The organism is Massilia horti, assembly GCF_004614195.1.
GTDB lineage: Bacteria > Pseudomonadota > Gammaproteobacteria > Burkholderiales > Burkholderiaceae_D > Telluria > Telluria horti.
Genome location: NZ_SPUM01000107.1, coordinates 96,986 through 118,222, shown reverse-complemented (window position 1 = coordinate 118,222; position 21,237 = coordinate 96,986). Strand labels below are relative to the sequence as shown.

At 66.0% G+C, this 21,237-nt stretch carries 18 protein-coding genes; 7 read left to right on the top strand and 11 right to left on the bottom strand.

From position 1 onward, the window contains the following. Nucleotide 1: 1 nt before the first annotated feature. The gene (locus E4O92_RS15945; protein WP_135190721.1) at nucleotides 2–1,111 is read right to left on the bottom strand and encodes a DUF3108 domain-containing protein; all 1,110 of its coding nucleotides are present in this window, start codon (nucleotides 1,109–1,111) and stop codon (nucleotides 2–4) included. Between the two features lie 112 nt (nucleotides 1,112–1,223). Here E4O92_RS15945 and E4O92_RS15940 point away from each other — a divergent pair, with 112 nt between their 5' ends. Both E4O92_RS15940 and E4O92_RS15935 read left to right on the top strand, forming a co-directional pair. Further along, nucleotides 1,224–1,937 (top strand): PhaM family polyhydroxyalkanoate granule multifunctional regulatory protein, encoded by a 714-nt coding sequence (locus E4O92_RS15940; protein ID WP_135190720.1) that lies wholly within the window; start codon nucleotides 1,224–1,226, stop codon nucleotides 1,935–1,937. 153 nt (nucleotides 1,938–2,090) lie between these two features. Further along, on the top strand, nucleotides 2,091–5,435 hold the full coding sequence (locus tag E4O92_RS15935; protein WP_135190719.1) for a patatin-like phospholipase family protein: 3,345 nt from the start codon (nucleotides 2,091–2,093) through the stop codon (nucleotides 5,433–5,435). A 117-nt stretch (nucleotides 5,436–5,552) separates the two neighbouring features. Here E4O92_RS15935 and E4O92_RS15930 read toward each other — a convergent pair whose 3' ends face one another. The 4 genes from E4O92_RS15930 to E4O92_RS15915 form a co-directional block, all read right to left on the bottom strand. Beyond that, complete coding sequence (locus E4O92_RS15930) at nucleotides 5,553–7,235, bottom strand: tetratricopeptide repeat-containing response regulator (protein ID WP_167759812.1); 1,683 nt, start codon at nucleotides 7,233–7,235, stop codon at nucleotides 5,553–5,555. Continuing rightward, complete coding sequence (locus E4O92_RS15925; protein WP_135190717.1) at nucleotides 7,232–7,954, bottom strand: sensor histidine kinase; 723 nt, start codon at nucleotides 7,952–7,954, stop codon at nucleotides 7,232–7,234. Before E4O92_RS15925 ends, E4O92_RS15930 begins: the two co-directional genes overlap by 4 nt. A 95-nt stretch (nucleotides 7,955–8,049) precedes the next feature. After that, nucleotides 8,050–9,744: an FAD-dependent 5-carboxymethylaminomethyl-2-thiouridine(34) oxidoreductase MnmC1 gene (gene mnmC1, locus E4O92_RS15920; protein ID WP_307721752.1), complete on the bottom strand. Its 1,695-nt coding sequence runs from the start codon at nucleotides 9,742–9,744 to the stop codon at nucleotides 8,050–8,052. Further along, the gene (locus tag E4O92_RS15915) at nucleotides 9,720–10,283 is read right to left on the bottom strand and encodes a DNA-3-methyladenine glycosylase I (protein ID WP_135190731.1); all 564 of its coding nucleotides are present in this window, start codon (nucleotides 10,281–10,283) and stop codon (nucleotides 9,720–9,722) included. Before E4O92_RS15915 ends, mnmC1 begins: the two co-directional genes overlap by 25 nt. An 84-nt stretch (nucleotides 10,284–10,367) precedes the next feature. Between E4O92_RS15915 and E4O92_RS15910 the strand changes: the two genes are divergently transcribed. Beyond that, a complete protein-coding gene (locus E4O92_RS15910) occupies nucleotides 10,368–11,279 on the top strand; it encodes a carbohydrate kinase family protein (protein WP_135190716.1) in 912 nt (303 codons plus the stop codon). Nucleotides 11,280–11,409: 130 nt separating this feature from the next. On the opposite strand, the gene pdxR is transcribed toward E4O92_RS15910, so the two are convergent. Continuing rightward, nucleotides 11,410–12,903, bottom strand: coding sequence for a MocR-like pyridoxine biosynthesis transcription factor PdxR (gene pdxR / locus E4O92_RS15905; RefSeq protein WP_135190715.1), 1,494 nt, complete (start codon nucleotides 12,901–12,903; stop codon nucleotides 11,410–11,412). Between the two features lie 101 nt (nucleotides 12,904–13,004). Between pdxR and E4O92_RS15900 the strand changes: the two genes are divergently transcribed. Together E4O92_RS15900 and E4O92_RS15895 are read left to right on the top strand one after the other, a co-directional pair. After that, complete coding sequence (locus E4O92_RS15900) at nucleotides 13,005–13,463, top strand: OsmC family protein (RefSeq protein WP_135190714.1); 459 nt, start codon at nucleotides 13,005–13,007, stop codon at nucleotides 13,461–13,463. A 2-nt stretch (nucleotides 13,464–13,465) separates the two neighbouring features. Further along, on the top strand, nucleotides 13,466–13,993 hold the full coding sequence (locus E4O92_RS15895) for an FMN-binding negative transcriptional regulator (RefSeq protein WP_135190713.1): 528 nt from the start codon (nucleotides 13,466–13,468) through the stop codon (nucleotides 13,991–13,993). 67 nt (nucleotides 13,994–14,060) lie between these two features. Here the strand turns inward: E4O92_RS15895 and E4O92_RS15890 are convergent, their stop codons facing one another. The 3 genes from E4O92_RS15890 to E4O92_RS15880 all read right to left on the bottom strand — a co-directional run bounded on the left by E4O92_RS15890 (nucleotide 14,061) and on the right by E4O92_RS15880 (nucleotide 17,432). Further along, the gene (locus tag E4O92_RS15890) at nucleotides 14,061–14,930 is read right to left on the bottom strand and encodes a DUF4142 domain-containing protein (protein ID WP_229483412.1); all 870 of its coding nucleotides are present in this window, start codon (nucleotides 14,928–14,930) and stop codon (nucleotides 14,061–14,063) included. A 160-nt stretch (nucleotides 14,931–15,090) separates the two neighbouring features. Further along, on the bottom strand, nucleotides 15,091–16,755 hold the full coding sequence (locus tag E4O92_RS15885; protein WP_135190712.1) for an acid phosphatase: 1,665 nt from the start codon (nucleotides 16,753–16,755) through the stop codon (nucleotides 15,091–15,093). Nucleotides 16,756–16,961: 206 nt separating this feature from the next. Beyond that, complete coding sequence (locus tag E4O92_RS15880) at nucleotides 16,962–17,432, bottom strand: GyrI-like domain-containing protein (RefSeq protein ID WP_135190711.1); 471 nt, start codon at nucleotides 17,430–17,432, stop codon at nucleotides 16,962–16,964. Between the two features lie 263 nt (nucleotides 17,433–17,695). Here E4O92_RS15880 and E4O92_RS15875 point away from each other — a divergent pair, with 263 nt between their 5' ends. Together E4O92_RS15875 and E4O92_RS15870 are read left to right on the top strand one after the other, a co-directional pair. Next, nucleotides 17,696–18,160: an Rrf2 family transcriptional regulator gene (locus tag E4O92_RS15875; protein WP_135190710.1), complete on the top strand. Its 465-nt coding sequence runs from the start codon at nucleotides 17,696–17,698 to the stop codon at nucleotides 18,158–18,160. Next, nucleotides 18,150–19,043 carry an NAD(P)/FAD-dependent oxidoreductase gene (locus E4O92_RS15870; protein WP_135190709.1) on the top strand — a complete coding sequence of 298 codons (894 nt, stop codon included), beginning with the start codon at nucleotides 18,150–18,152 and terminating at the stop codon, nucleotides 19,041–19,043. Before E4O92_RS15875 ends, E4O92_RS15870 begins: the two co-directional genes overlap by 11 nt. 79 nt (nucleotides 19,044–19,122) lie before the next feature. Here E4O92_RS15870 and E4O92_RS15865 read toward each other — a convergent pair whose 3' ends face one another. Continuing rightward, on the bottom strand, nucleotides 19,123–19,902 hold the full coding sequence (locus E4O92_RS15865; RefSeq protein WP_135190708.1) for an enoyl-CoA hydratase: 780 nt from the start codon (nucleotides 19,900–19,902) through the stop codon (nucleotides 19,123–19,125). 120 nt (nucleotides 19,903–20,022) lie between these two features. Then, complete coding sequence (locus E4O92_RS15860; RefSeq protein WP_135190707.1) at nucleotides 20,023–21,219, bottom strand: acetyl-CoA C-acyltransferase; 1,197 nt, start codon at nucleotides 21,217–21,219, stop codon at nucleotides 20,023–20,025. Nucleotides 21,220–21,237: the final 18 nt, after the last annotated feature.

Here is a 21,237-nt window from a genome sequence, read left to right as displayed (position 1 = left end):
ATCAGCTTCCTGTATCGGTCATTACTATTTTGTTCACGGTCTGCGTGGTCACGGCGCCGCTGGCTTCCGTGTTGCGGATTTGGACCGGATACCAACCGCGCCCCGGCGCCAGCCAGATGTCGAGCCGCGAGTTGTACGAGCCCGGCTTGGGCGGGCGCGATAAATGCCATGTCTGCAACTTGCCCATCCGCGTGTCGATCGTCTCCTGGCCCAGCACCACGAACCGGAAAACGCTGGCGTCCCGGTCTTCGCCGACCAGGATGTCGATGTCTCCCGCCAGCTGGTCCGGATCGCCGCGCGCGATGGCCGCGAGCTGGATCGGGATCGAGGCCTTGTCCTGCGCGCCGGCCACCAGCGGATAGGAATTCTGCGAGGCCGAGAACGTGATCGTACCGGCCTGGCGGTTGAAGTGGGTCGCCGTCAGCGAGCGCCCGCGCCGCTTTTCCGTCATTGTCAGAGGCGCCAGGCCAGCCTCGGTCACCGTTCCCTCGCTGCTCAAGGTCACCAGGTTCACGCGCGCGAACACGATCCGGATGCCGGCCTCGATGTTGATCTGGTAATTGTCGCCGCTGCGCTTCCAGGACAGCAGGGCCTCGCCACTCCAGCGCGTGCCGTCGGCGTCGACACGCGCCACGTCCAGCGTGATCTCGGCCGGCGGCGGCATGTCGGTCTTGTAACTGTGCGGCACGCGCGCTTCCGGTGCCGGCTCCGCCTGTGCCGATTCTACGCCAGCGGGCGCGGCAGCGGCGCCAGTGTGGAGGTCGGCATGTGTGCCGGAGGGCGCATCCACCGCGCCAGTTGCGGCATCCGCCGGCTGGGCAGTGGGCGCGACAGGTTCGGCAAGCGCCTCGGAGCGGACGTCCGGTGGCGGCGGCACCTGCGGCACCGGCACGCGCGCGAAATTCAGCCGAGGCGGCGGCACATCCGGCACCTTGGGTTGGGGCGCGGGCAGCTGCGCCAGCAGCGTCACCGCTTCCTGCTCCACGTGCCGCTCGCGCGGCGCTTCGACCTGCGCCCCCAGCCAGCGCAACACCAGCCAGTGCAGCAGCACGATGGCGGCGCCCAGCACCAGCGCACGGCCCGGTCGGGCGGATAACGGAACATCACTCATCCCCATAGTGTACCTGCCCGGCCGGCCTGGCGCAGTCCGGCCCGTGCACGCCAGTCTTTGAAGCGATGTTTGTATTCTGTTACGCTTAGGCGATCAACCAAGGAGAAGTGTCATGCTCAAACCTCCCATGCCCAATATCGCCGGGATGACGGATACGCTGGACTTCGTCAAAAATCTTTGGGGCAGCATGAGCGTGCCGGGCTTCACCGCCCCCACCCTCAACACCGATGAGCTGGACAAGCGGATTTCGGACCTGAAAGCCGTCGAAGCCTGGCTGAACATGAACATCACCATGCTGCGCGGCACGATCCAGGCGCTCGAGGTGCAGCGCGGCACCCTCGCCACGCTCAAGGCGATGAGCGCCAGCATGGCGCAAGCGATGGGCCAACCCGGCGCCGACGGCACGGCGGGAATGCCCGCCAATCCGTTCCAGGCGTTCTTCACGCCCCCGGCCGCGGCGCCCCAGCAGCCAAATGCCGAAGCGCCACAGCCGAGCGCCGCGCACGCGCCGCAGGCCGGCGCCGGCACGCAACAGCCCGAAGCGGGCCAGGGCGCTGCCGCGGCAACGCCCGATATGGGCGCGGCGATGCCGGCCGCGGTTGCGTGGTGGAACCTGTTGCAGGACCAGTTCCGGCAAGCCGTGGCGAGCACGATGTCGCCGGAAGCGATTGCCAACGCCTCGGCGATGGCGCAGGAGGCGGCGGCACGCATGGCTGCCGCAGCCCGTCCTCCTAGCATGCCAGCGGCGCCGACCGACAACGCCAGCGCACAGCCGGGCGTGGATGGGGGCCAAAGGCCGGGCAAGCCCAAGTCCGACAAAGACTAACTTTTCATTAATTTCTCAAGCCAACTCGCCCGTTGTTTGATTTGACGGGCATCAGACACCCCGCAACCGTGCTCAACTGTGTGCACGGCCCGGGGAATCGTCCCCTGCCCGCCACCCCGCGCCGCGCCACTATTTCCTGCATGGAGGCGCGCGTTGTACCAGATCGACTACACCTGCCTGACGACGGAACAGGTCGCGGACCTGAGGCGCAAGCTCGAGAGCGCGGGCTGCCACGTTCCGGGCGACGCCTGCACGCTCGACGATCTGGCCGGCGCCATCGCCGCGTTCCGGCGCCAGGCCGGCATCCACACCAGCGGCCCGCTCGACGAAAACACCTGGCAACGCCTGAACGCGCAGGCCGGCAGCGCCTTTTCCGAGGTGTTCCAGAACGAGCTCGACCTGCTGCGCCCGCGCGTGGGCGGCGGCGCCGGGCCGGAGCAGCTCACGCCGGCCTGCCGCAGCCAGGTCTTGCAGCGCGCGCATGACGCCAAGCTGGCGGGCCTGGCGCTGTCGGGCGGCGGCGTGCGCAGCGCCACCTTCAACCTGGGGGTGCTGCAGGCGCTGGGCGAACAGCAGCTGCTGCGCGACTTCGACTACCTGTCGACCGTGTCCGGCGGCGGCTTCATCGGCGGCTGGCTGTCCAAGTGCATCCGCGAAAAGCACGGCGACGTGAAAGCCGTCGAAGCGATGCTCACCCCCGGCGCCAAGGGCGACGCGGTGGCGGCCGAACCGGTCGAGATCCAGTTCCTGCGCCAGTACAGCAATTACCTCTCGCCCAAGAGCGGCATGTTCAGCGCCGACACCTGGACCCTGATCGGCACCTACGTGCGCAACACGGGCCTGAACCTGACCATGCTGGTGGCCTGGCTGTGCGCGCTGCTCACGCTGCCGCGCTTCGCGGTCTGGTGCGTCAACCGCATCGTCCGTCCGAACGGGCCATGGGCCAGCTGGTCCGACCCGGCGTGGATGCTCGGCACCCTGCTATTTTTGTGGGCGGTGTTCTGCATCGCGCTGTCCATCTCCAGCAAGCCGGAAGTCGGCTCGCGCGGCCAGCGCCGCTTCCCGCTCAGCCAGGTCGCGGTCCTGTGGCTCATCAACCTGCCGCTGCTGCTGTCCGGGTTCCTGGTCAGCATCGGCCTGTGGCGTCACGGCGGCGGCGCCCCCGAATTCTGGCAGGCGGCGCTGGAGGCCCGCCTGGAGTGGCGCCTTGGCTGGCTGTTCATGCCTGGCCTGGTCTACTTCATCGTCTGGGCCAGCGGCTGGTACCTGGCGCACGACCGCACCAGCCCCTACAGCCGCGCGGGCTACGTGCTGTGCGGCGCCGGCGCGGTGGCCGTTGCCGCGATCATGCTGGCCGGTACCCAGGAATTCGCCCCGGATGCGGTCGACTGGATCATGACGCCGGCGATCGCGCACAAGCTGGCGTGGTTCGGCGGCCCGGCGCTGATCGGCCTGCTGGTAGTGGCCGCGGTGGCGATAGGGCTGGTGCAGCGCCTGCGCCGGCACTATCCGAGTCCGGACCTGTCGCGCGCCGAATTCATCGAAGGCATATCGCATTTCGCCTGCGCCATGGCTGCGCTGACCATCGGCACGGTGCTGCTCATCGTCGGCCTGGCGGCGATGCCCGATCCGGCGCGCCACCCCGTACTCAACAACGCGATCGCACTGACCACGTTCGGCATGCCGCTGATGATGACGCTGTTTTCGGTCACGATGACCTTGATGATCGGCCTGGTCGGGCGCCTGTACAACGACGCCAGCCGCGAATGGTGGAGCCGCCAGGGCGCCTGGACCTTCATCTTCGCGCTGGTCTGGCTGATGATGTTCGGCGTCTCCTTCTTCTTCGCTCCGCTGCTGCACTGGGCATGGCTGACCTACCAGCCGGCCACCTATGCCGGCACCGCGATCGGCTGGCTGCTGATGACCTGGCTGGGCCTGAAGGCCGGCAGCGGCGGCGCCACCGGCCTCAAGGACGCCGCCAAAAGCCGGCTCGACGTGGTGGCGCGGCTGGCGCCCTACCTGTTCACGCTCGGAATCTTCGCGCTGCTGTCGGCGCTCGTGCAGCGCATCGTCAACTGGCCCACGATCACCTGCCCCAGCCCGGCAACGCTCGAATGCGTGTACCTCGCCCACACCCGCGCCACCCTGGCCAGCGACGGCACCCGGCTGGTGGTCGCCTTCGTCATCTTCCTCGCGTGCGCGCTGCTGCTGGGCTGGCGCGTGGACATCAACAAGTTCTCGCTCTACATGCTGTACCGGAACCGCGTGGTGCGCGCCTACTTCGGCGCCAGCAGCGCCCGGCGCAAGCCCCATCCCTTCACCGGCTTCGATCCCAACGACGACCCGCATTTCGCCGACCTGCAGGACCAGAAGCCCTACCACATCGTCAACACCTCGCTCAACCTGGTCAGCGGCGAGGAGCTGGCCTGGCAGACGCGCAAGGCGGCCTCGTTCGCGCTCACCCCGCGCTTTTGCGGTTTCGAGATGCCCCTGATGCCGGGCCAGGCCGCCAGCCTCGCCCTGCGCGACGCGCAGCGCGGCACCTACCGGCCGACGCGCCTGTACGCGTCGCGCTCTGCCCTGGCAGACGACGACGCCAAGGTCAAGCTCGGGATGGCGGTCTCGCTGTCTGGCGCGGCGGCCAGCCCGAACATGGGCTCGCACTCGTCGCCGCCGCTGAACTTCCTGATGACGATGTTTAACGTGCGCCTGGGGCGCTGGTGTCCGAACCCGCGCAAGAGCGTGTGGACCAACTCCTCGCCGCCGATCGGGCTGTTCTCGCTGATCGCCGAGCTGTTCGGCATGACCAACGCCGACGCCAACTACGTGTACCTGTCGGACGGCGGGCACTTCGAAAACCTCGGCATCTACGAACTGGTGCGGCGGCGCTGCCGCCTGATCATCGCGGTCGACGTGGCCAGCGACAAGCGGCTCGCGTTCGAGGACCTGGGCAACGCCATCCGCAAATGCGCGACCGACCTGCACGTGGGGATCGAGCTGTGCGTCTCGCGCATGGACCTGCTCAAGGACAGCGACTTGTGCGGCGCGAGCTGCGCCGCGGGCAAGATCTGCTACAGCCACGTGGACAAGGACGGCGTGGACGGGGTGCTCCTGTACGTCAAGCCGGCGATCGTCGGCACCGAAAATGCGGACGTGCTCAACTACCGCAAGGCGCACCCGGAATATCCGCACCAGAGCACGGCCGACCAGTGGTTCGACGAAGCGCAATTCGAAAGCTACCGCGCGCTCGGGTACCACATTGCGCGCTGCGCCTTGAGCGAAGCGGCAGAAACGGCGCGGCGCGGCGACGGCACGCATGACATCGAAGCGCTGTGCAAAGAGCTGATGCGCCGGCACTCGGGGCCGGTCAAGCCGGATGAGAATGCGCTGCCGGGCGAAGCGCCGCGCGATGTTGTTCGCTGTGCGTGCGGGCAGGCTGCGGCGGAGTGCAACTGCAACACCGGCGGTCGCGTGCGCGAGGGGGCGCTTCCCACGTAACGTTGTGTATGCGGACGCAAACTCTGCGGAACCGTACAGCGTGCGCACAGGTGCGCACCCTACGGTTGTTGGCTGTCGCAAATCGTAGGGTGCGCACCTGTGCGCACGCGGTCCGGCTTATGCGTCGTCCGCGACCTCGTTCTCTGTCTCGGCAGGCTCCGCTCCGGGCTTGAGCGCCGCCAGCTGCTCCATCAACTGCGCAAAGCGCTGCTGCCCCGGCAGCAGTTTGTCGACATGCAGCAGCACCTCGACCGCCTCCGCGGCCAGCGCCGGATCGTAGCCCTGCTGCTGCATGTGCGACACCAGGATCTGCGCCGCGTTGAACAGGATACGCTGGTTGTTGGGCACCGCACGGCGCGCGTTGCGCATCCATTCGACCGCCTCGGTGAGCTTCCCGGTCTTCCACAGCAGCACACCCTGGTTCATCAGGTCCGAGGCTTCCTTCTTCGACGCCCGGATCAGCTCCAGCCCCTCCTCGCCCATGCGCGCCTTTTCGAAAATCTGCTGCACCTCGTCCAGCAACAGCGGATTGTCGTGGTTATTGCGGATCACGTAGCACAGCAGGTCGGCCGGCGCATCCTTCACGCCCACCGCGAACAGCAAGGTCGCCAGCTCAATGCAGGTCTGGACGTCGGGGCGCTCGGCGGTCGTACCGAGCAGCTCCTCCAGTTCGTCGCCGGCTTTGCGCGCGCGGCGGTAGTCGCCGCTTTCGTGGTAGACCAGCCCTTCGGTGATCTTGGCGCGCAGGACGATGTCCGGATGCTCGGCGACGAAATCGCGCTGCGCCGCGAGCAGCAGTTGCAGCGCTTCCTTCGGGTCGTTCTTCAGTCCGCACACGCGCGCCAACCCCAGGTAGGCGTCCGGCGTCTTGCGGACCGAGTACTCGCCGATCGCAATGCACTTGCGGAAGGCCTTCTCCGCCAGGGCGATATTCCCCAGCTTCAGGCACACCTGCCCCAGCCTGCGCTGGCGCGGCACGGAGTTGGGCGAGAGCTTGGCCGCGCGCTCGAGGATGGCACCGGCCTCCTCCAGCTGGCCCATGGCCTGGTAGGTCGCGGCCAATTGGTCGTAGGCGTCGATGTAGTAGCGGTTCTCGGCAATCACGGCCTGGAACATCTGGCGTGCCTGCTCGAATTCGCCGTTGGCCATGCGGATCTTGGCCAGCGCCGCGCGCGCCCACTGGTATTCGCGCTGCGCCAGCACGCGCTCGTAGACCTCGCGCGCCTTGTCCGGCTCGCCGCTCTTTTCCATCAGCCTGGCCTTCATGCGCAGCAGTTCGATCTCGTGCGCAGGGTTCGCCGCCACCGCCTCGTCGCACAGGCGCGCCGCGCGCAGGTAGTCCTTTTCGACGTAGGCCTGGTCGATCATGCGGAACACCTGCTTCTTGTGCCATGCCCGGTTCAGGCGCGACAGCAGCACGCCCTCGGTGATCGGCTTGATCAGGTAGGCGTCCGGCTGGTGTTCGGCAGCGCCCATCACCGACTCGACGCTCTTTTCGGCCGAGACCATCAGGAACACCGAGGACGGCGTGAGGAAATTGCGGACGCGTGCTTCTTCCAGCACCTGCTGGCCGTTCTTGCCTTCGCCGAGGTTGTAGTCGCACAGGACCACGTCATAGCGGATGCGCGAGAGCATGCCGACCGCCTCGCCGCCGCTCGATGCCTGGTCGATGTTGCGCGCACCAAGGCTGCGCAGGCTTTCGCGCAGCAGTTGGCGCACGCCGACGAAGTCGTCGACCACGAGGTAGTTCTTGCCGGCCCAGTCGACCTGGTCCACAACGGTGGCCGGATTCACGCTCACGGCAACCTCAGGACAAAACAGCCGCCGCCATACGCGCCGCCGTTCTCCAGCCGCAGCTCGCCATGGCGCGCACGGTGGCGATGCATCTTCGCGACCTCGCTTGCAAAGTACAGGCCCAGGCCGGCGCTATTGGTGAGGAAGTTGACGCCGCTGGCGCGGCCGCGGGCCGCCGCCGCGCCGGCTTCGAGCATCGATTGTGGAAAGCCCACGCCATTGTCCTCGACCCGGATTTCGAGGTATTCGTCGACCGCGCGGATCGCCAGCCGCACCTTGTCGCGCGTGTAATGGGTCGCGTTGTTGATCGCGTGCGCCAGCACACCGATGATCAGGTCTTCGTCCAGGTGCCAGATCAAGCCGGTGTCAACGTCCAGTTCCAGGGCAATGCCACGCGAGTGCAGCAGCACGCGCTGCAGCCCGACGACCTGTTCGACCAGGTGCCCGATCTCCAGCTGCTGGATGTCGAGCGGGTAGTGCTGTGTGCCGACCTGCTTGTACAGCGCCAGCAGCTGCATCAGGCTGTCGTTCAGGCGCCGCGTCTGGTACAGCATCTGCGCCATCTGCTGATAGTCCGGGCCGCGATCGGCCGCGTCGCGCTGGGGTGAGGCGTCGTCCAGCAGCCGCTCCAGAGTACCCGAGAGCACGCTGATCGAATTCTTCATGTCGTGCGCGGTCGACGCCAAAAACAGCGACAGCTCAGCCGAATGGGATGTTTCGTCCATCCGTCCACTCCTCCGTTCGAGGGAAAGTTCCTTAACGTAAATTATATCCCGATTCGAAATTTGACATTCCGATAATTGCCATTATGCAATTAGGATCAATCCGTGTGCGTCACGCCGCGGCTGGTGCGACGCGCGCGCAACACGAAGCGTGCCGGGTCGAGCGCATCGACCAGGTTCGCGGCGAGCGGCAGCGGCTCGGCTTCGATCTGGGCTGCCAGCAGTTCGGCCGCCAGCGGCGCCCAGATCAGCCCGCGCGACGCATAGCCCAGCAGGCTGTACAGGCCAGGATGGCGCGGCACGTCGCGCAAGCGTTCGGTGGTGCCAGCGGACTCGAAGTCGGGCAGGCGTCCGACCAGCGGCAGCCGGTCCGGCGCCACGCAGCGAAAGCCGACACGGCCGGCAAGCGGCGCGCCAGCGGCGGTGGCCGGGTCGGAAACCAGCGCGCGCAGCTTGTCGATGTTTTCAAGCTGGCTGGATTCACGCAGTTCGCGCTCGCTGTCCAGGTCATAGGTCGCGCCGGCGCTGCGGATGCCGTGGCTTTCCGGCGTCAGGTAAGCCTCGCGGCACAGCACCAACGGCAGCGGCGGCAGCATGGCGGCCGGCAGGTGCGTGACCTGGCCGCGGATTGCGGTGAGCGGCAGGCGCGCCGCCTGCGCGAAGCGGGTCGCGCCAGCGCCCCCCGCCAGCACCACGTTCGGCGCACGTGCCAGTTCGGCGCCGGCCGCGTCGCGCACCAGCCATTCGTCGCCGACCCGCTCGAGCTGCACGTCGCCCACCCCGAAGCGCTGCTCAAGGCGTGCGCCGCAGGCGGCCAGCATCGCCTCGCACACGCTGCCCGGCCGCGCCCAGCCGCCCTGCCGGAACAGCCACGCGCCATCCGGCGCCGGCAAGCCGAGCAGCGCCTCGGCCGCGTCGCGCTCCAGCCATTCGGCGAACTCGCGCGGGAAATGCGCCTCGCGTGCGATCGCGCGCGACACCTGTGCGTGTTCCGCGTCACGCGCCAGTTGCAGCACACCGCACGCCGCGCCTTCGATCGCGTCGCCGATGCCGCCCAGCTGTTCCCAGTACCTGAGCGCGTACAGATAGGCCGCGCGAGTGAGCCGGGTGGGAATGCTGTCGTCGCGCGACAGCAGCGGCATGAAGATGCCGGCCAGGTTGCCCGACGCTTCCATCGCCGGGCGCGGGTGCCGTTCCACCAGCGTCACGTGCCAGCCGCGCGCGCACAGGCGCTCGCAAGCGGCCGAACCGGCAATTCCGGCACCGATGACGATCGCGCGCCGGCTGGGGCTTGGTGGCAGCGGCGGACGCGGCTTGCGGCTGGCAAAGCGTGCGCGCAGCGCACCAGTCTGGCGACTGGCTTCAAACGCGAAGCCCTGCCCTGTCAGAGCGCCGATCTGCTCAAGGGTAAGGCCTTCGGCATGGAGGATGGCGTCGCTTGAGGCGAGCCGCGCCAGCGCACGCGCAAAACCGGCGCCGGCATCCGCGATGCCATGCAGACGGATAAAGTCGATCCGCGCCAGCAGTTGGGCAAGCGCGCTTTCGAACGGATTGGCGAGCAGGTCCAATGTCACGTTCGGGTCTGCTTGCGGGATGCGGTGAAACCCCGGCAGCAGGCCGTCGGCCAGCGCCACGATGTGCAGCCGCTGCGGCCGCTCGGGGTCCTGCCGCCACGTGCCGATCAGCGCGCGTACCGCGCTGCCGTCGCCAAAGGCCGAATCGAACACCGTATAGCGTTCGCGTCCGCGCCAGTGCTCGCGATAGTCCATCAGCCCTTGGCGTGGCGGAAGCACGCGACATCGTGGTCATCGACCATGCCGATGCCCTGCATGTACGCATACACGATGGTCGAGCCCACGAACTTGAAGCCGCGCTTGCCAAGGTCCTTCGAAATACGGTCCGACAGTTCGGTCCTGGCCGGCCGCTCGCCCTTGGCCCAGCGGTTGACGATCGGCTTGCCGTCGACGAAAGCCCACAGGTACTGGTCCAGCGTCAGCCCCTGTTCGCGCAAAGCGAGATATGCCTTGGCATTGGAGATCGCGGCGGCGACCTTGAGCCGGTTGCGCACAATGCCGGGATTGGCCAGCAGTTCGGCAACCTTGGCTTCGTCGTAGCGCGCGATTTTTTCCGGGTCCCAGCCGTCGAACGCGGCGCGATAGTTCTCGCGCTTGTTCAGGATCGTTTCCCACGACAGGCCAGCCTGCGCGCCTTCGAGATTGAGCATCTCGAACAGGCGGTTCTCGTCATGGCAGGGGATGCCCCACTCATCGTCATGATAGTTGAGGTAGCGTGGATTGGCCGGATTGGCCCAGGCGCAGCGGATCAAAGTCATCGCCACAGTATAAAGCATGCGCCGGCCGATCTCCCGCACCAGCGTGTACCATTGGCTTTGACCCAAGGTGCTAAAGGACCAGGCATGAATGCATTCCCCGAATTCGTCGCGGCAGGCGAGGCGCTGACCGACATGATCGCCGATCCGGGCCAGCAGCGCTGGACCAGTCAGGCTGGCGGCTCGACCTGGAACGTGGCGCGGGCGATGGCGGCGCTCGATGTGCCGAGCGCATTTGCAGGCGCCATCAGCCGGGACGTGTTCGGCGACCAGCTATGGAGCGCCAGCGAGGCGGCGCGGCTGGACCTGCGCTTTTTGCAGCGCCTTGCAAAGTCGCCGCTGCTGGCGATCGTCCATCGGCTCGACCCGCCCAGCTACTTCTTCGTTGGCGACGACAGCGCGGACCTGCATTTCGACGCCGCCCTGCTGCCCGATGGCTGGCGCGCGCACTGCCGCTGGGTGCATTTCGGCGGCATCAGCCTGGCGCGCGAACCGCTGGCGCGCAGGCTGGTGGCGCTGGCCGAAGAACTCAAACGGGGCGGTGTGCGGATCAGTTATGACCCGAACTTCCGGTCGCTGATGGACGAGCGCTACGACCCGACACTGCGCCGCATGACGCAGCTTGCCGATGTGGTCAAGGTGTCGGAAGAGGATCTGGCGGGGCTGTTCCGGACAAGCGATGTGGAGGGGGCGTTTGCGGCATTGCGAGCGTTTAATCCGCGGGCGAGTTACCTGTACACGAAGGGGGCGCAAGGGGCTGCGCTGCATGTGGACGGTCAAGCCTGGCAGGTGGCTGCGCCGAAGGTCGATGTCGTGGATACGGTGGGTGCGGGCGACGCCAGCATCGCGGCGCTGGCGTGGAGCCTGTTGCGCGAGCCGGCGCGCACGCCGCTTGCGCATCTGCGGTTTGCGGTTTGCGCCGGGGCGGCGGCGTGTCTGGGAGCCGGTGCGAGTCCGCCGTCGCTGGCCCTGATCGAGTCGCTCATTCAGCGATCGTAGTGGGCGCTCGTTGAGCGCATGAGGCGCCAACGTCAGATCAGCCGTACCGCGTGCGCACTGGTGCGCACCCTACGATCTGCTGAAGCCGGAAGCCGTAGCCCTAGTAGGGTGCGCACCTGTGCGCACGCGCTCACCGCATCCTGGCTCGCGGCTGGCGCGCCAACACCCGAGCAAGCGCCAGCGCGCCCTCCTCGATCTGGGCGGGCGTCAGTGCGGAAAAGCCGAGCAGCAGGCCGGGCGCCACCGTGCATTCCGGACCCGCCGCAGGATTGGCGTAGTACGACAGCGGCCGCACATCTATCCCTTCTTCCGCGGCGTCCTGCACCACACGCGCCTGGTCGTGGCTGCGCCTGAAGTGCACGCACAGGTCCAGCCCGGCGTCGGACGGACCGCATGCCAGCTCGTCACTCAGGTGCGCATCGATCGCGCCGAGCAGTGCCGCGCGCCGCTGCGCGTAGGCCTCGCGGGTGCGCCGGATGTGGCGCGTGAAGTGGCCAGCGGCCATGAAGTCGGCCAGCGCCGCCTGCGGCACGATCGCACTGTGGCGGTCGACCAGGCCCCGGGCCTGCGCCAGCGCCGCCGCCAGCGCCGGTGGCGCCACCACATAACCGAGCCGCAGCCCAGGGAACAGCACCTTGGACAGCGTGCCGACGTAGATCACGCAACCGGAACGGTCCAGGCTTTGCAGCGAGGCGAGCGGCGGTCCGGTGTAGCGGTACTCGCTGTCGTAATCGTCCTCGATCACCCAGGCCTTGTGCGCCGCGGCCCAGCGCAGCAATTCGAGCCGGCGCGGCAGGCTCATGGTCACGCCCAGCGGCAGCTGGTGCGATGGCGTGGCAAACACCAGCTTCGCGTCCGGGCAAACTGCCGCGGCGTACGCGATATTCATCCCTTCCTGGTCGACCGGCACCGTGCATATGCGCGCTCCCGCCGCGACAAACGGTGCGCAGGCGCCCTGGTAACCGGGTGACTCGATCCAGACGCCATCGCCGGGAGCAAGCAGCAGCTGCGCCAGCAGGTACAGCGCCTGCTGCGAGCCGGAGGTGACGACGACCTGCTCGGGCGTGCAGTCGACGCCGCGCGATGTGCGCAGGTAGGCGCACAGCAGCTCGCGCAGCGGCAGCAGGCCCGCAGGATCGCCGTAGCCCAGGTCCGGGCCGGCGCGACGCAGGTAGCGCGCCTCGATCCGGCGCCAGACGTCGAACGGGAACAGGTCCAGCCCCGGCATGCTGGCGCGGAAAGCGCGCAGGCGGCCAGAGTGGAAGCGCACCGCGGACATGGCCTGCGCCATTGCCGTGCCCCGCGCGGACAAGGGCCGCAACAGCTCGCGCTCGGCGTTTGGCGCGGCGCGTGCCACGCTTGGGATCGAACCGCTGACGAAGGTGCCACGTCCAACCGTGCCGCTCAGGTAACCCTCGGCCATCAGCTGGTCATAGGCGGCGAGCACCGTCTGGCGTGATACGCCCAGCATGCGGCACAGCGTGCGCGTGGGCGGCAAACGGGCGCCCGCCGGCAGCGCGCCATTGAGGATGGATTCCTTCAGGTGGACGTAGAGCTGCCGGAACAGCGGGGTGGCGGCGGCACGATCGAGGGGCGCGGCGGCGAACTGGTCGTAGGCTGGCATTGGCTGGGAAAATTGGTACGGCCATATTCGTACTTATTGGATATTTGAGCAAGCCACTTTGCTGCCTAAGATGAGCTCCCAATCAAGAAACAGGAGCAGAGATGCAACAGTTTGAGGCGACCGTTGCCTGGCGACGCGGCACGCAGCCCTTCACCGACCAGCGTTACAGCCGTGCGCACACATGGAGCTTTGATGGCGGCATGAACGTGCCCGCGTCGTCGTCGCCGTTGTCAGTGCCGGTGCCGATGTCCGAACCGGCCAATATCGATCCGGAAGAAGCGCTGGTGGCGGCGGCGTCGAGCTGCCACATGCTGTTCTTCCTGTCGCTCGCTGCAAAGCAGGGCTTTGTCGTGGACGCATATCGCGATCACGCCGTCGGCAAGCTGGAACGCGATGCCGGCGGCCGCATGGCGATGACGGAAATCCGCCTGCGTCCGGCGATCGCGTTTGCCGATGCGCGGCAACCGAACGCCCAGGAACTGGCGGCGCTCCATCACGAGGCGCATGAGAAGTGCTACATCGCCAATTCCTTGAAGACTCACATCCTCGTCGAGGGCTGACCGTGTACCTGACTGCACGAACCGAAGAGAAGCGGCTGGAAATCCTGCACCGGCTGGTCGACGAATACCCGCTCGGCGCGCTGGTCCGCCATGCCGCCGCCGGGCTGGATGCCGACCACCTCCCGTTCGAGCTGATGCCGCCCACGCCGCAGGCGCCGCTGGGGGTGCTGCGCGCGCATGTGGCACGTGCCAACCCGGTGTGGAAAGAGGACGGAACAGCCGCAATGGTCGTGTTCCGCGGCCCGTCCGCCTACGTGTCGCCGCTCTGCCATCGACAGCAGGACCCCAACAGGAATGTGCCGACCTGGGACTATGAGGTGGTGCACGCGCACGGCACGCTGCGCACGGTCGACGATCCGGGGTGGGTGCGCGCCCTGCTCGAACGCATGACGGCGCGGCGCGAGGCCGGGCAGGCGCGCCCGTGGACCTTGCACGATGCGCCGCCCGCGGCCATCGATCGCATGCTCAAAGCCGTTGTCGGCATCGAGATCGTGATCGAACGCCTGGACGGCAAACGGAAAATCAGCTGATTCGAATGAAATAGCAAGCGGCGCGCCGGCTCCCTTGCCCGCGCGCCCGCACCGCGTCAACCGGCATTCACTTGCCCGCCGTGGCGCCGCCCTTGGACGCGCTGATCTGCTCTGCTGCCTTCAAGTGCTGCTCCACCACCGGCGTCATCTTGGTGGCGAGCCCCTTTACATCGGCATCCTTGGCATTCTTCTCGTCCCGCTGCAGTTGCGCCAGGACCATCCGGTGGTCATTTAAGCCGGCATTTTTCATGTAGGCCTTGTCGAAAGCCTCACCGCTCAGTTTTTCGAGCGACGCGACCGCCTTCTTGTGCTTGGCGTCCGGCCCGGTCGGCAGGGTCACGCCCTTTTCTTGTGCCACTTGCTGAGCTTCGTTGAGCGCCTTGGTGTGGTCGTCGATCATCTGCTGGGCAAACTTCTTGACCTCGTCATTCTGGCTCTTGGTCTGCGCCAGCTTGCCGGCCTCGATCTCGTCGATATTTGCCTGTGCCATACCCTTGAGGATTTTCTCGTCGGACTTGCTCAGCTTCGCGGCACCCGCGCTCGTTGCACCAGCAGCAGTGGCACTCGCCCCCTGGCTGGAACCGGACATCTGTTCCGAACTGGTGGTGCCGGTGCTGCCGCTCGTGCCGCTGCTGCCCTGCTGGCCCATGCTGGCACCCTGGCTTGCCGGGTCTTGCGCCGGGCTGCTGCCCGGCTGTCCCATGCTCGCGCCCTGGCCTGACTGGTCCGGCGCGGGGCTGCTGCCTTGCTGGCCCATGCTACCGCCCTGGCTTGCCGAACCCGGCGCGCTGCTGCCGGCTTGTTGGCCCGCATTGCCGCTTTGGCTTGCCGCATCGGGCGCGGTGCTGGTGGCGGTCTGCGCTTGCGCGCCGAATACGCTCATCATCGCCGCTACGGTGGAAATTGCCAGCAGTCCTTTCAACACATTCTTCGTCATGGTTTTTCTCCTGTTTCAGGTTGGAGGTTTTTGGCAGTCCGAAGTGTATCGCCTGATCCGTACATACAGCGCGCGTTAGCCGACAGGCAAATCCTGAACAAAAAAAGCCGGGCCCGATCTCCACGATCGGTGCCCGGCCTTGTACTGCTTGCGCGTGGCGTCAGCGGAACGCGAGCGTCCCGGTCAAGTCGCCCGGCCCACGCGCCCCGCGTGCCTCGAACGCCTTGTTTCGTTCGGCCAGCCCTTGCAGGAGCGGCAGGCCGTGCAGGCGCGTGATGAAGCGCAGGATCGAGGTGGTGTCATAGAAGTTGTGATCGACCGCGCCCCTCTTTGCATGCGGCGACACCACGATCGCCGGGATGCGCGAGCCCGGGCCCCAGCGGTCGCCCTTGGGCGGCGCCACATGGTCCCACCAGCCGCCGTTCTCGTCGAACGTGATCACCACCACCATGTCCTTCCACTGCGGCGACTTCTTCAGGTGCTCGATCACGTTGGCCACGTGCGCGTCGCCCGATTCGATGTCCGAATAGCCGGCGTGCAGGTTCAGGTTCCCCTGCGGCTTGTAGAACGCGACCGCCGGCAGCTTGCCGGCAATGGCGTCGGCGATGAATTTGTTCGAGATCGGGCTGTCGCCCAGGCCCCCATCGCGCAGGTGCTCCGCGCGGGCCCTGGTGCCCGGCGCGAACTGCTGGAAGTAGTTGAAAGGCTGGTGGTGAGACTGGAAGTTCGGCTTGCTGCCCTCGCCGCGCTTGTCCAGCGCCGCCTGCCAGGCGCCCGCGTACCAGGCCCAGCTCACGCCCTTGGCCGAGAGCAGGTCGCCGATCGTCTCGTAAGACTGCGGCGGGCACACCACCGGATCGAGCGGATCGGCCATCATCGGGTCGCCTTCCGGAGCCGGACGCACCCAGCTCGGCTGGTACGGCGGCGCCATGGTGTTGACCGTGTAGCCGTCGGGCGAGATCGCGCCGTCGTTGACGAACTTGGGTTTGCCTTCCAGCGCGGACTTGGGCGATTCCGGGTCGAGCTGGAGACGGTAGCCAGTCGGGCCGTCTTCAAGCACGGCGATCTTCTTGCTGGCCGGAGTGTCCGCGGCGTTGAAATATTCCGGAGTGCGGCCGCTGATCAGGAACTGGTGGTTCAGGTAGGAGCCGCCGAATGCGGCCATGAAGAAGTTGTCGCACAGTGTGTATTCGCGCGCGATCTGCCACAGGCCAAGGTTCTTCTGCGTTTCGCCATAGTAGCCCATGACCATGCCGCCCGTATCGCCCCAAGCCGCAAAGCCGTCGTTCTTGCCGCCGTTGATCTGCATCTGGTTCTGATAAAACTTGTGCCACAAGTCGCGCGTGATCAGGTCTTCCGGCAGCGGGTTGCCTTCGGCGTCATGCAGCTTGAACGGCGCATTCGGCAAGCCCTGGATGGCGTCTTCCGCGATCAGATAATCCTTGCCGCCGAGGTTTTGGCGATTTGGCACCATGCCGCCCCATACCTTGGGCAGCTGCGGCAGCACCGAGCCGTCGCGGTCCTTCTGCGCGGTGGCGGCGGCCGGCAGCTCGGACAGTGGCTGCGCCACGCCCGGGAAGTTCGCGAACAGGTTGTTAAAGCTGCGGTTCTCAAGGTAGATCACGACCACGTTCTTGACGTGTGCCCTCAGCTTGGCGTCGAGCGAACCCTTGACCGCTTTCGACTGGGCCGGCGCCGCCTCGGCGACCGCTGGCAGCGCGCCGGCAAGACCGGCAGCGGCGGCGGCCTGGAAAATCCGGCGGCGTGAGGGTTTTTCGGGAAGGTCAGCCTGTGGCTGGTTTTGTTCTTGGTCTTGCACTCGCATCTCCTGTGAATCTCGGTCGAATCGGAGATGCGATTATCGGCGCTTTCATCCGTATGCAACAAGCATTAAAGATCGTCAAACGCCTGTCACATTCGATTGGCAGAATGCGACCTGCTCCTAGGGATAAGAGCGGACCTGGCAGCGCAAGCTGCCCTACCGGCGCCGGCGGTCGGGAAACATACCGGCACCAGTCTTCGCACGCTGCGTTAATTGCGCAGCGGGATCAGGATGTCATAGGCATTCTCGGGGCGCGCCGGATTGTCGACGCTGGGCGTGAAACGCCTGTCATAACGTTCGAGGCGCCAGCCGCTCGTGTCCTGGCGCAGCCCAAGCTGTTCCATTGCAGCAAACGCGGTCACGTAGGTCGCCTGCACCGCTGTCATGGGCCCGCGATGGGTGAACACGGCGTACCGGCGCTCCGGCAAGTGCAGGCCGATCATCTTGTCCGGAATCTCGTTCAAATCCAATACCCGGCCGGCGATGCACTCGATGAAAATCCCGCCCTGCTCCTGCAGGTTGACCCCGTAACGCACGCCGTCGTTGTTGCCGAGCTCGTTCTCCCGGCTCAGGAAAGTCTTCCAGATTCCTGGCATCTCGACTGTCAGGGCCGTGAGCGGGCCGGCAAACGGCAGGCCGGCAAGCCTCAGCGCGGGCAGCGTTTCGATAGTGATGTGCATGGTATCAACAACGCATTATTGAAGAATCAAAATTATATCTTTGATACCTGATGCATACGTTTTTCGATGCAATCGTGCGGGGGTCGGCGCCAGCGTCCCAGCGCGAATGAAACTGGTCATCGCTACTGAGTGAAGATGCCTTCGAAGACCACTTGCAGTTCCGGTTCAGTTCGTAGAAGTGCCGCCGACCGGGCGTGTGCCAGCTTGACTTTCGTCGCTTTCGCAACTTATGATGTTGCGAGATTTCCGGATAATGAAGTTGTATGCGAACAGATAGTAGATTGTCGGGCGTGCTCCACGTACTGCTGCACATGGCCGAACGTGACGGCCCCGTCACGTCCGAGGCCCTTGCCAGTGCCATGGGCACCAACCCGGTGGTGATCCGGCGGATCATGGCCGGGCTTCGGGACCAAGGATATGTCCGATCGGACAAGGGACATGGCGGCGGATGGACGCTGTCTTGTGACTTGGCGAAGGTGACGTTGTACGAAATTTATACCGCCCTTGGCAGCCCGTCTCTTCTGGCCATTGGCAACCGAACCGAGGAGCCTCGATGCCTCGTCGAACAGGCGGTCAATGGCGCCCTCGATCAGGCATTCCAAGACGCACAGGCGTTGCTGCTGGCGCGCTTACAGCAGGTTACGCTTTCCATGTTGAGCGCCGATTTTCATCAGCGCCTCATCGCACGTGGTAACAGACTAGAACCGGAGGACATACATGCGCTTTGATGCAATCATCGTTGGAGGAAGCTTTGCCGGACTCGCTGCAGCAACCTATATTGCGCGTGCCCGGCGATCGGTCTGCATTATCGATGCGGGATCTCCGCGCAACCGGTTCGCCTCGCATTCCCACGGCTTCTTTGCGCAGGATGGTAGTAATCCGCTAAAAATGCTCGCTACCGCGCGGTCACAGGTCGCAGCCTACCCGACAGCGAGCTTTGTAGAAGGGGCTGCCGTCGATGCGCAATTAGGCCCGAACGGGTTCTCGGTCACGCTGGCGGATGGCACAGTACTTGAGGGATCCAAGCTCGTGCTCGCATTTGGCCTTTCGGACGAACTGCCGGGCATTGCGGGGCTGGCCGAACGATGGGGGGATTCGGTGCTGCATTGTCCCTACTGTCATGGGTACGAGTTCAGCGGGCAGCGGCTCGGCGTTCTCTATACCTCGGAGGTGTCTTTTCATCAGGCGATGCTCATTCCAGACTGGGGCCCAACGACGCTCTTCCTCAATGGTGCCGAGCTTCCGGATGAACAGACGCTCGCCAATCTGCGGGCGCGAAATGTCTCCATCATTTCGGAGCCGGTGAAGGCCCTGCACGGAAATGCTCAGCAGCTTGCGGCGATTGAGCTGGCCAGCGGACGGATGGTCGAAACAGACGCCCTCTACCTTGCGCCTCGAACTCGCCTCAACAGCGATGTCGCGCAAAAGCTCGGGTGCGAAATGGAGGATGGCCCGACGGGACGTTTCATTCGAACCGATGCGCAAAAAACGACAACGATCCCTGGCGTCTATGCTGCCGGCGACATTACGCGAGGCGCGCACAACGTGACCTGGGCGTGTGCCGATGGCGTCACGGCTGGAATGGCGGTGCATCGCGCGCTGGTCTTCTAACCATCGCTCATCGACCCACCTTTACCGAGTACCCCAAAGCTGCGGTCGCTCGTCGCGGCTTTTCTCTGAAGCGCAGCCGTCAGTCGAACTTGGAAAAATCCGGCTTGCGCTTCTCAAAGAACGCGGTAAACGCTTCCTTCGCTTCAGGGCCTTGCAGCATCGCGGCGAAGAGCTCGCCCTCATAGGCCAGCGCGCTCTTGATCGCCTCCTGGCGCGGGCGCTTCATCAGCGCCTTGGTGGTGCGGATCGACGCAGCCGGCAGCGCCACCAGCTTGGCTGCCTGGTGCTGGGCGAACGGCAGCAATTCGGCAACCGGCAGCACCTTGGTCACCAGGCCCATCTCCAACGCTTCGCTGGCTGGGAAGGCTTCGCCCAGCAGCAGCTTTTCCGCGGCGCGCGGGTAGCCGGCCAGCTGCGGCAAGAGCAGCGACGAGGCAAATTCCGGGCACAGGCCAAGCTGCGCAAACGGGAGCGAGAACTTGGCGTTGTCGGCCGCGTAGACCAGGTCGCAGTGCATCAGCATGGTGGTGCCGATGCCGATCGCAGCGCCCGCCACCGCGGCGACTACCGGCTTGCTGCAGTTGCTCAAAGCGCGCATGAATTGGAATACGGGGCGGCTCTCGTCCGGAACACCTGGAATTGGCGCAGAGTTCTTGAGAAAGTCATCGAGGTCGTTCCCGGCGGTGAAGATTTCGGGCTTGCCGGTGATGAGGATGGCGCGCACATCGGGGGCCTCGCCTGCGTCAAGCAGGGCGCCGGCCATCGCCTCGTACATAGCGGAAGTGATCGCGTTCTTGCGCTCGGGGCGGTTGAATTCGATGGTCAGGATGCCGTTGGTTTTATTGAGCAGGATGTCCATTGAGGCTCCGTTTTTGCGTGTGTACCGCGTGCGCACGGGGTGCGCACCCTACGGTTATACCAGTTGCGGCAAAGGGTGGGCACCTTGTACCCACCCTTTCGGCTTGCGGTGTATGCCGATTTAAACGCGCTCGATGATGCCGGCGGCGCCCATGCCGGCGCCAACGCACATCGTCACCATGCCGTACTTGAGGTTGTTTCGGTGCAGGGCGTGCACGACGGTCGCGGCGCGGATCGCTCCGGTCGCGCCCAGCGGGTGGCCCAGCGCGATCGCGCCGCCCATCGGGTTGACCTTGGCAGGGTCCAGGCCCAGGTCGCGGATCACGGCCAGCGCCTGCGCGGCAAACGCTTCGTTCAGCTCAATCCAGTCCAGCTGGTCCTGGGTGATGCCGGCCGCGGCCAGCGCCACCGGTATCGCCACCTTCGGGCCGATGCCCATGATCTCCGGCGGCACGCCGCGTACGGCGAACGAGCAGAACCTGGCCAGCGGGGTCAGGTTGTGCTCCTTGAGGATCTTTTCGCTCACGACGATCAGCGCGCCGGCGCCATCGGACATCTGCGACGAGGTCGCGGCGGTCACCGTGCCCTTGGCCGCGAACACGGGCTTGAGCTTGGCCATCGACTCGATGCTGGCGTCGGCGCGCGGGCCTTCGTCCAGGTCCACGGTGCGGTGCGTGATCTTGATCTCTCCAGTGGCCAGGTCAGGCTTGCGGTTGACGATCTCGAACGGCGTGATCTCGTCCTTGAACCAGCCTGCCTGCTGGGCGGCGATGGCGCGGCGGTGCGATTCCAGGCCGAACGCGTCCTGCTCTTCGCGCGAAACCTTCCACTGCTGCGCGACCTTCTCGGCGGTCAGGCCCATGCCGTAGGCCAGGCCCACGTTTTCAATCTTGAACACATCCATGTTGATCGACGGGTGGTGACCCATCATCGGCACCATCGACATCGATTCGACGCCGCCGGCGATCATCACGTCCGCTTCGCCCACGCGAATGCGGTCGGCGGCCATCGCCAGTGCCGTCAAGCCCGATGCGCAGTAACGGTTGACGGTCACGCCGCCGACGGTGTTCGGCAGGCCGGCCAGGATCACCGAGTTGCGCGCGACGTTAAAGCCCTGCTCCGCTTCGGGGAACGAGCAGCCGACCACGGCGTCGGTGATCAGCTGAGGGTCCAGGTTCGGCGCCTGGGCCAGCGCACCCTTGATGGCGGCGATCAGCAGATCGTCCGGGCGGGTCTTGCTGAACATGCCGCGCGGCGCCTTGCCGATCGGGGTGCGGGTCGCGGCGACGATGTATGCGTCTTGAAGTTGTTTGCTCATGTCAGTTGTCCTTGTCAG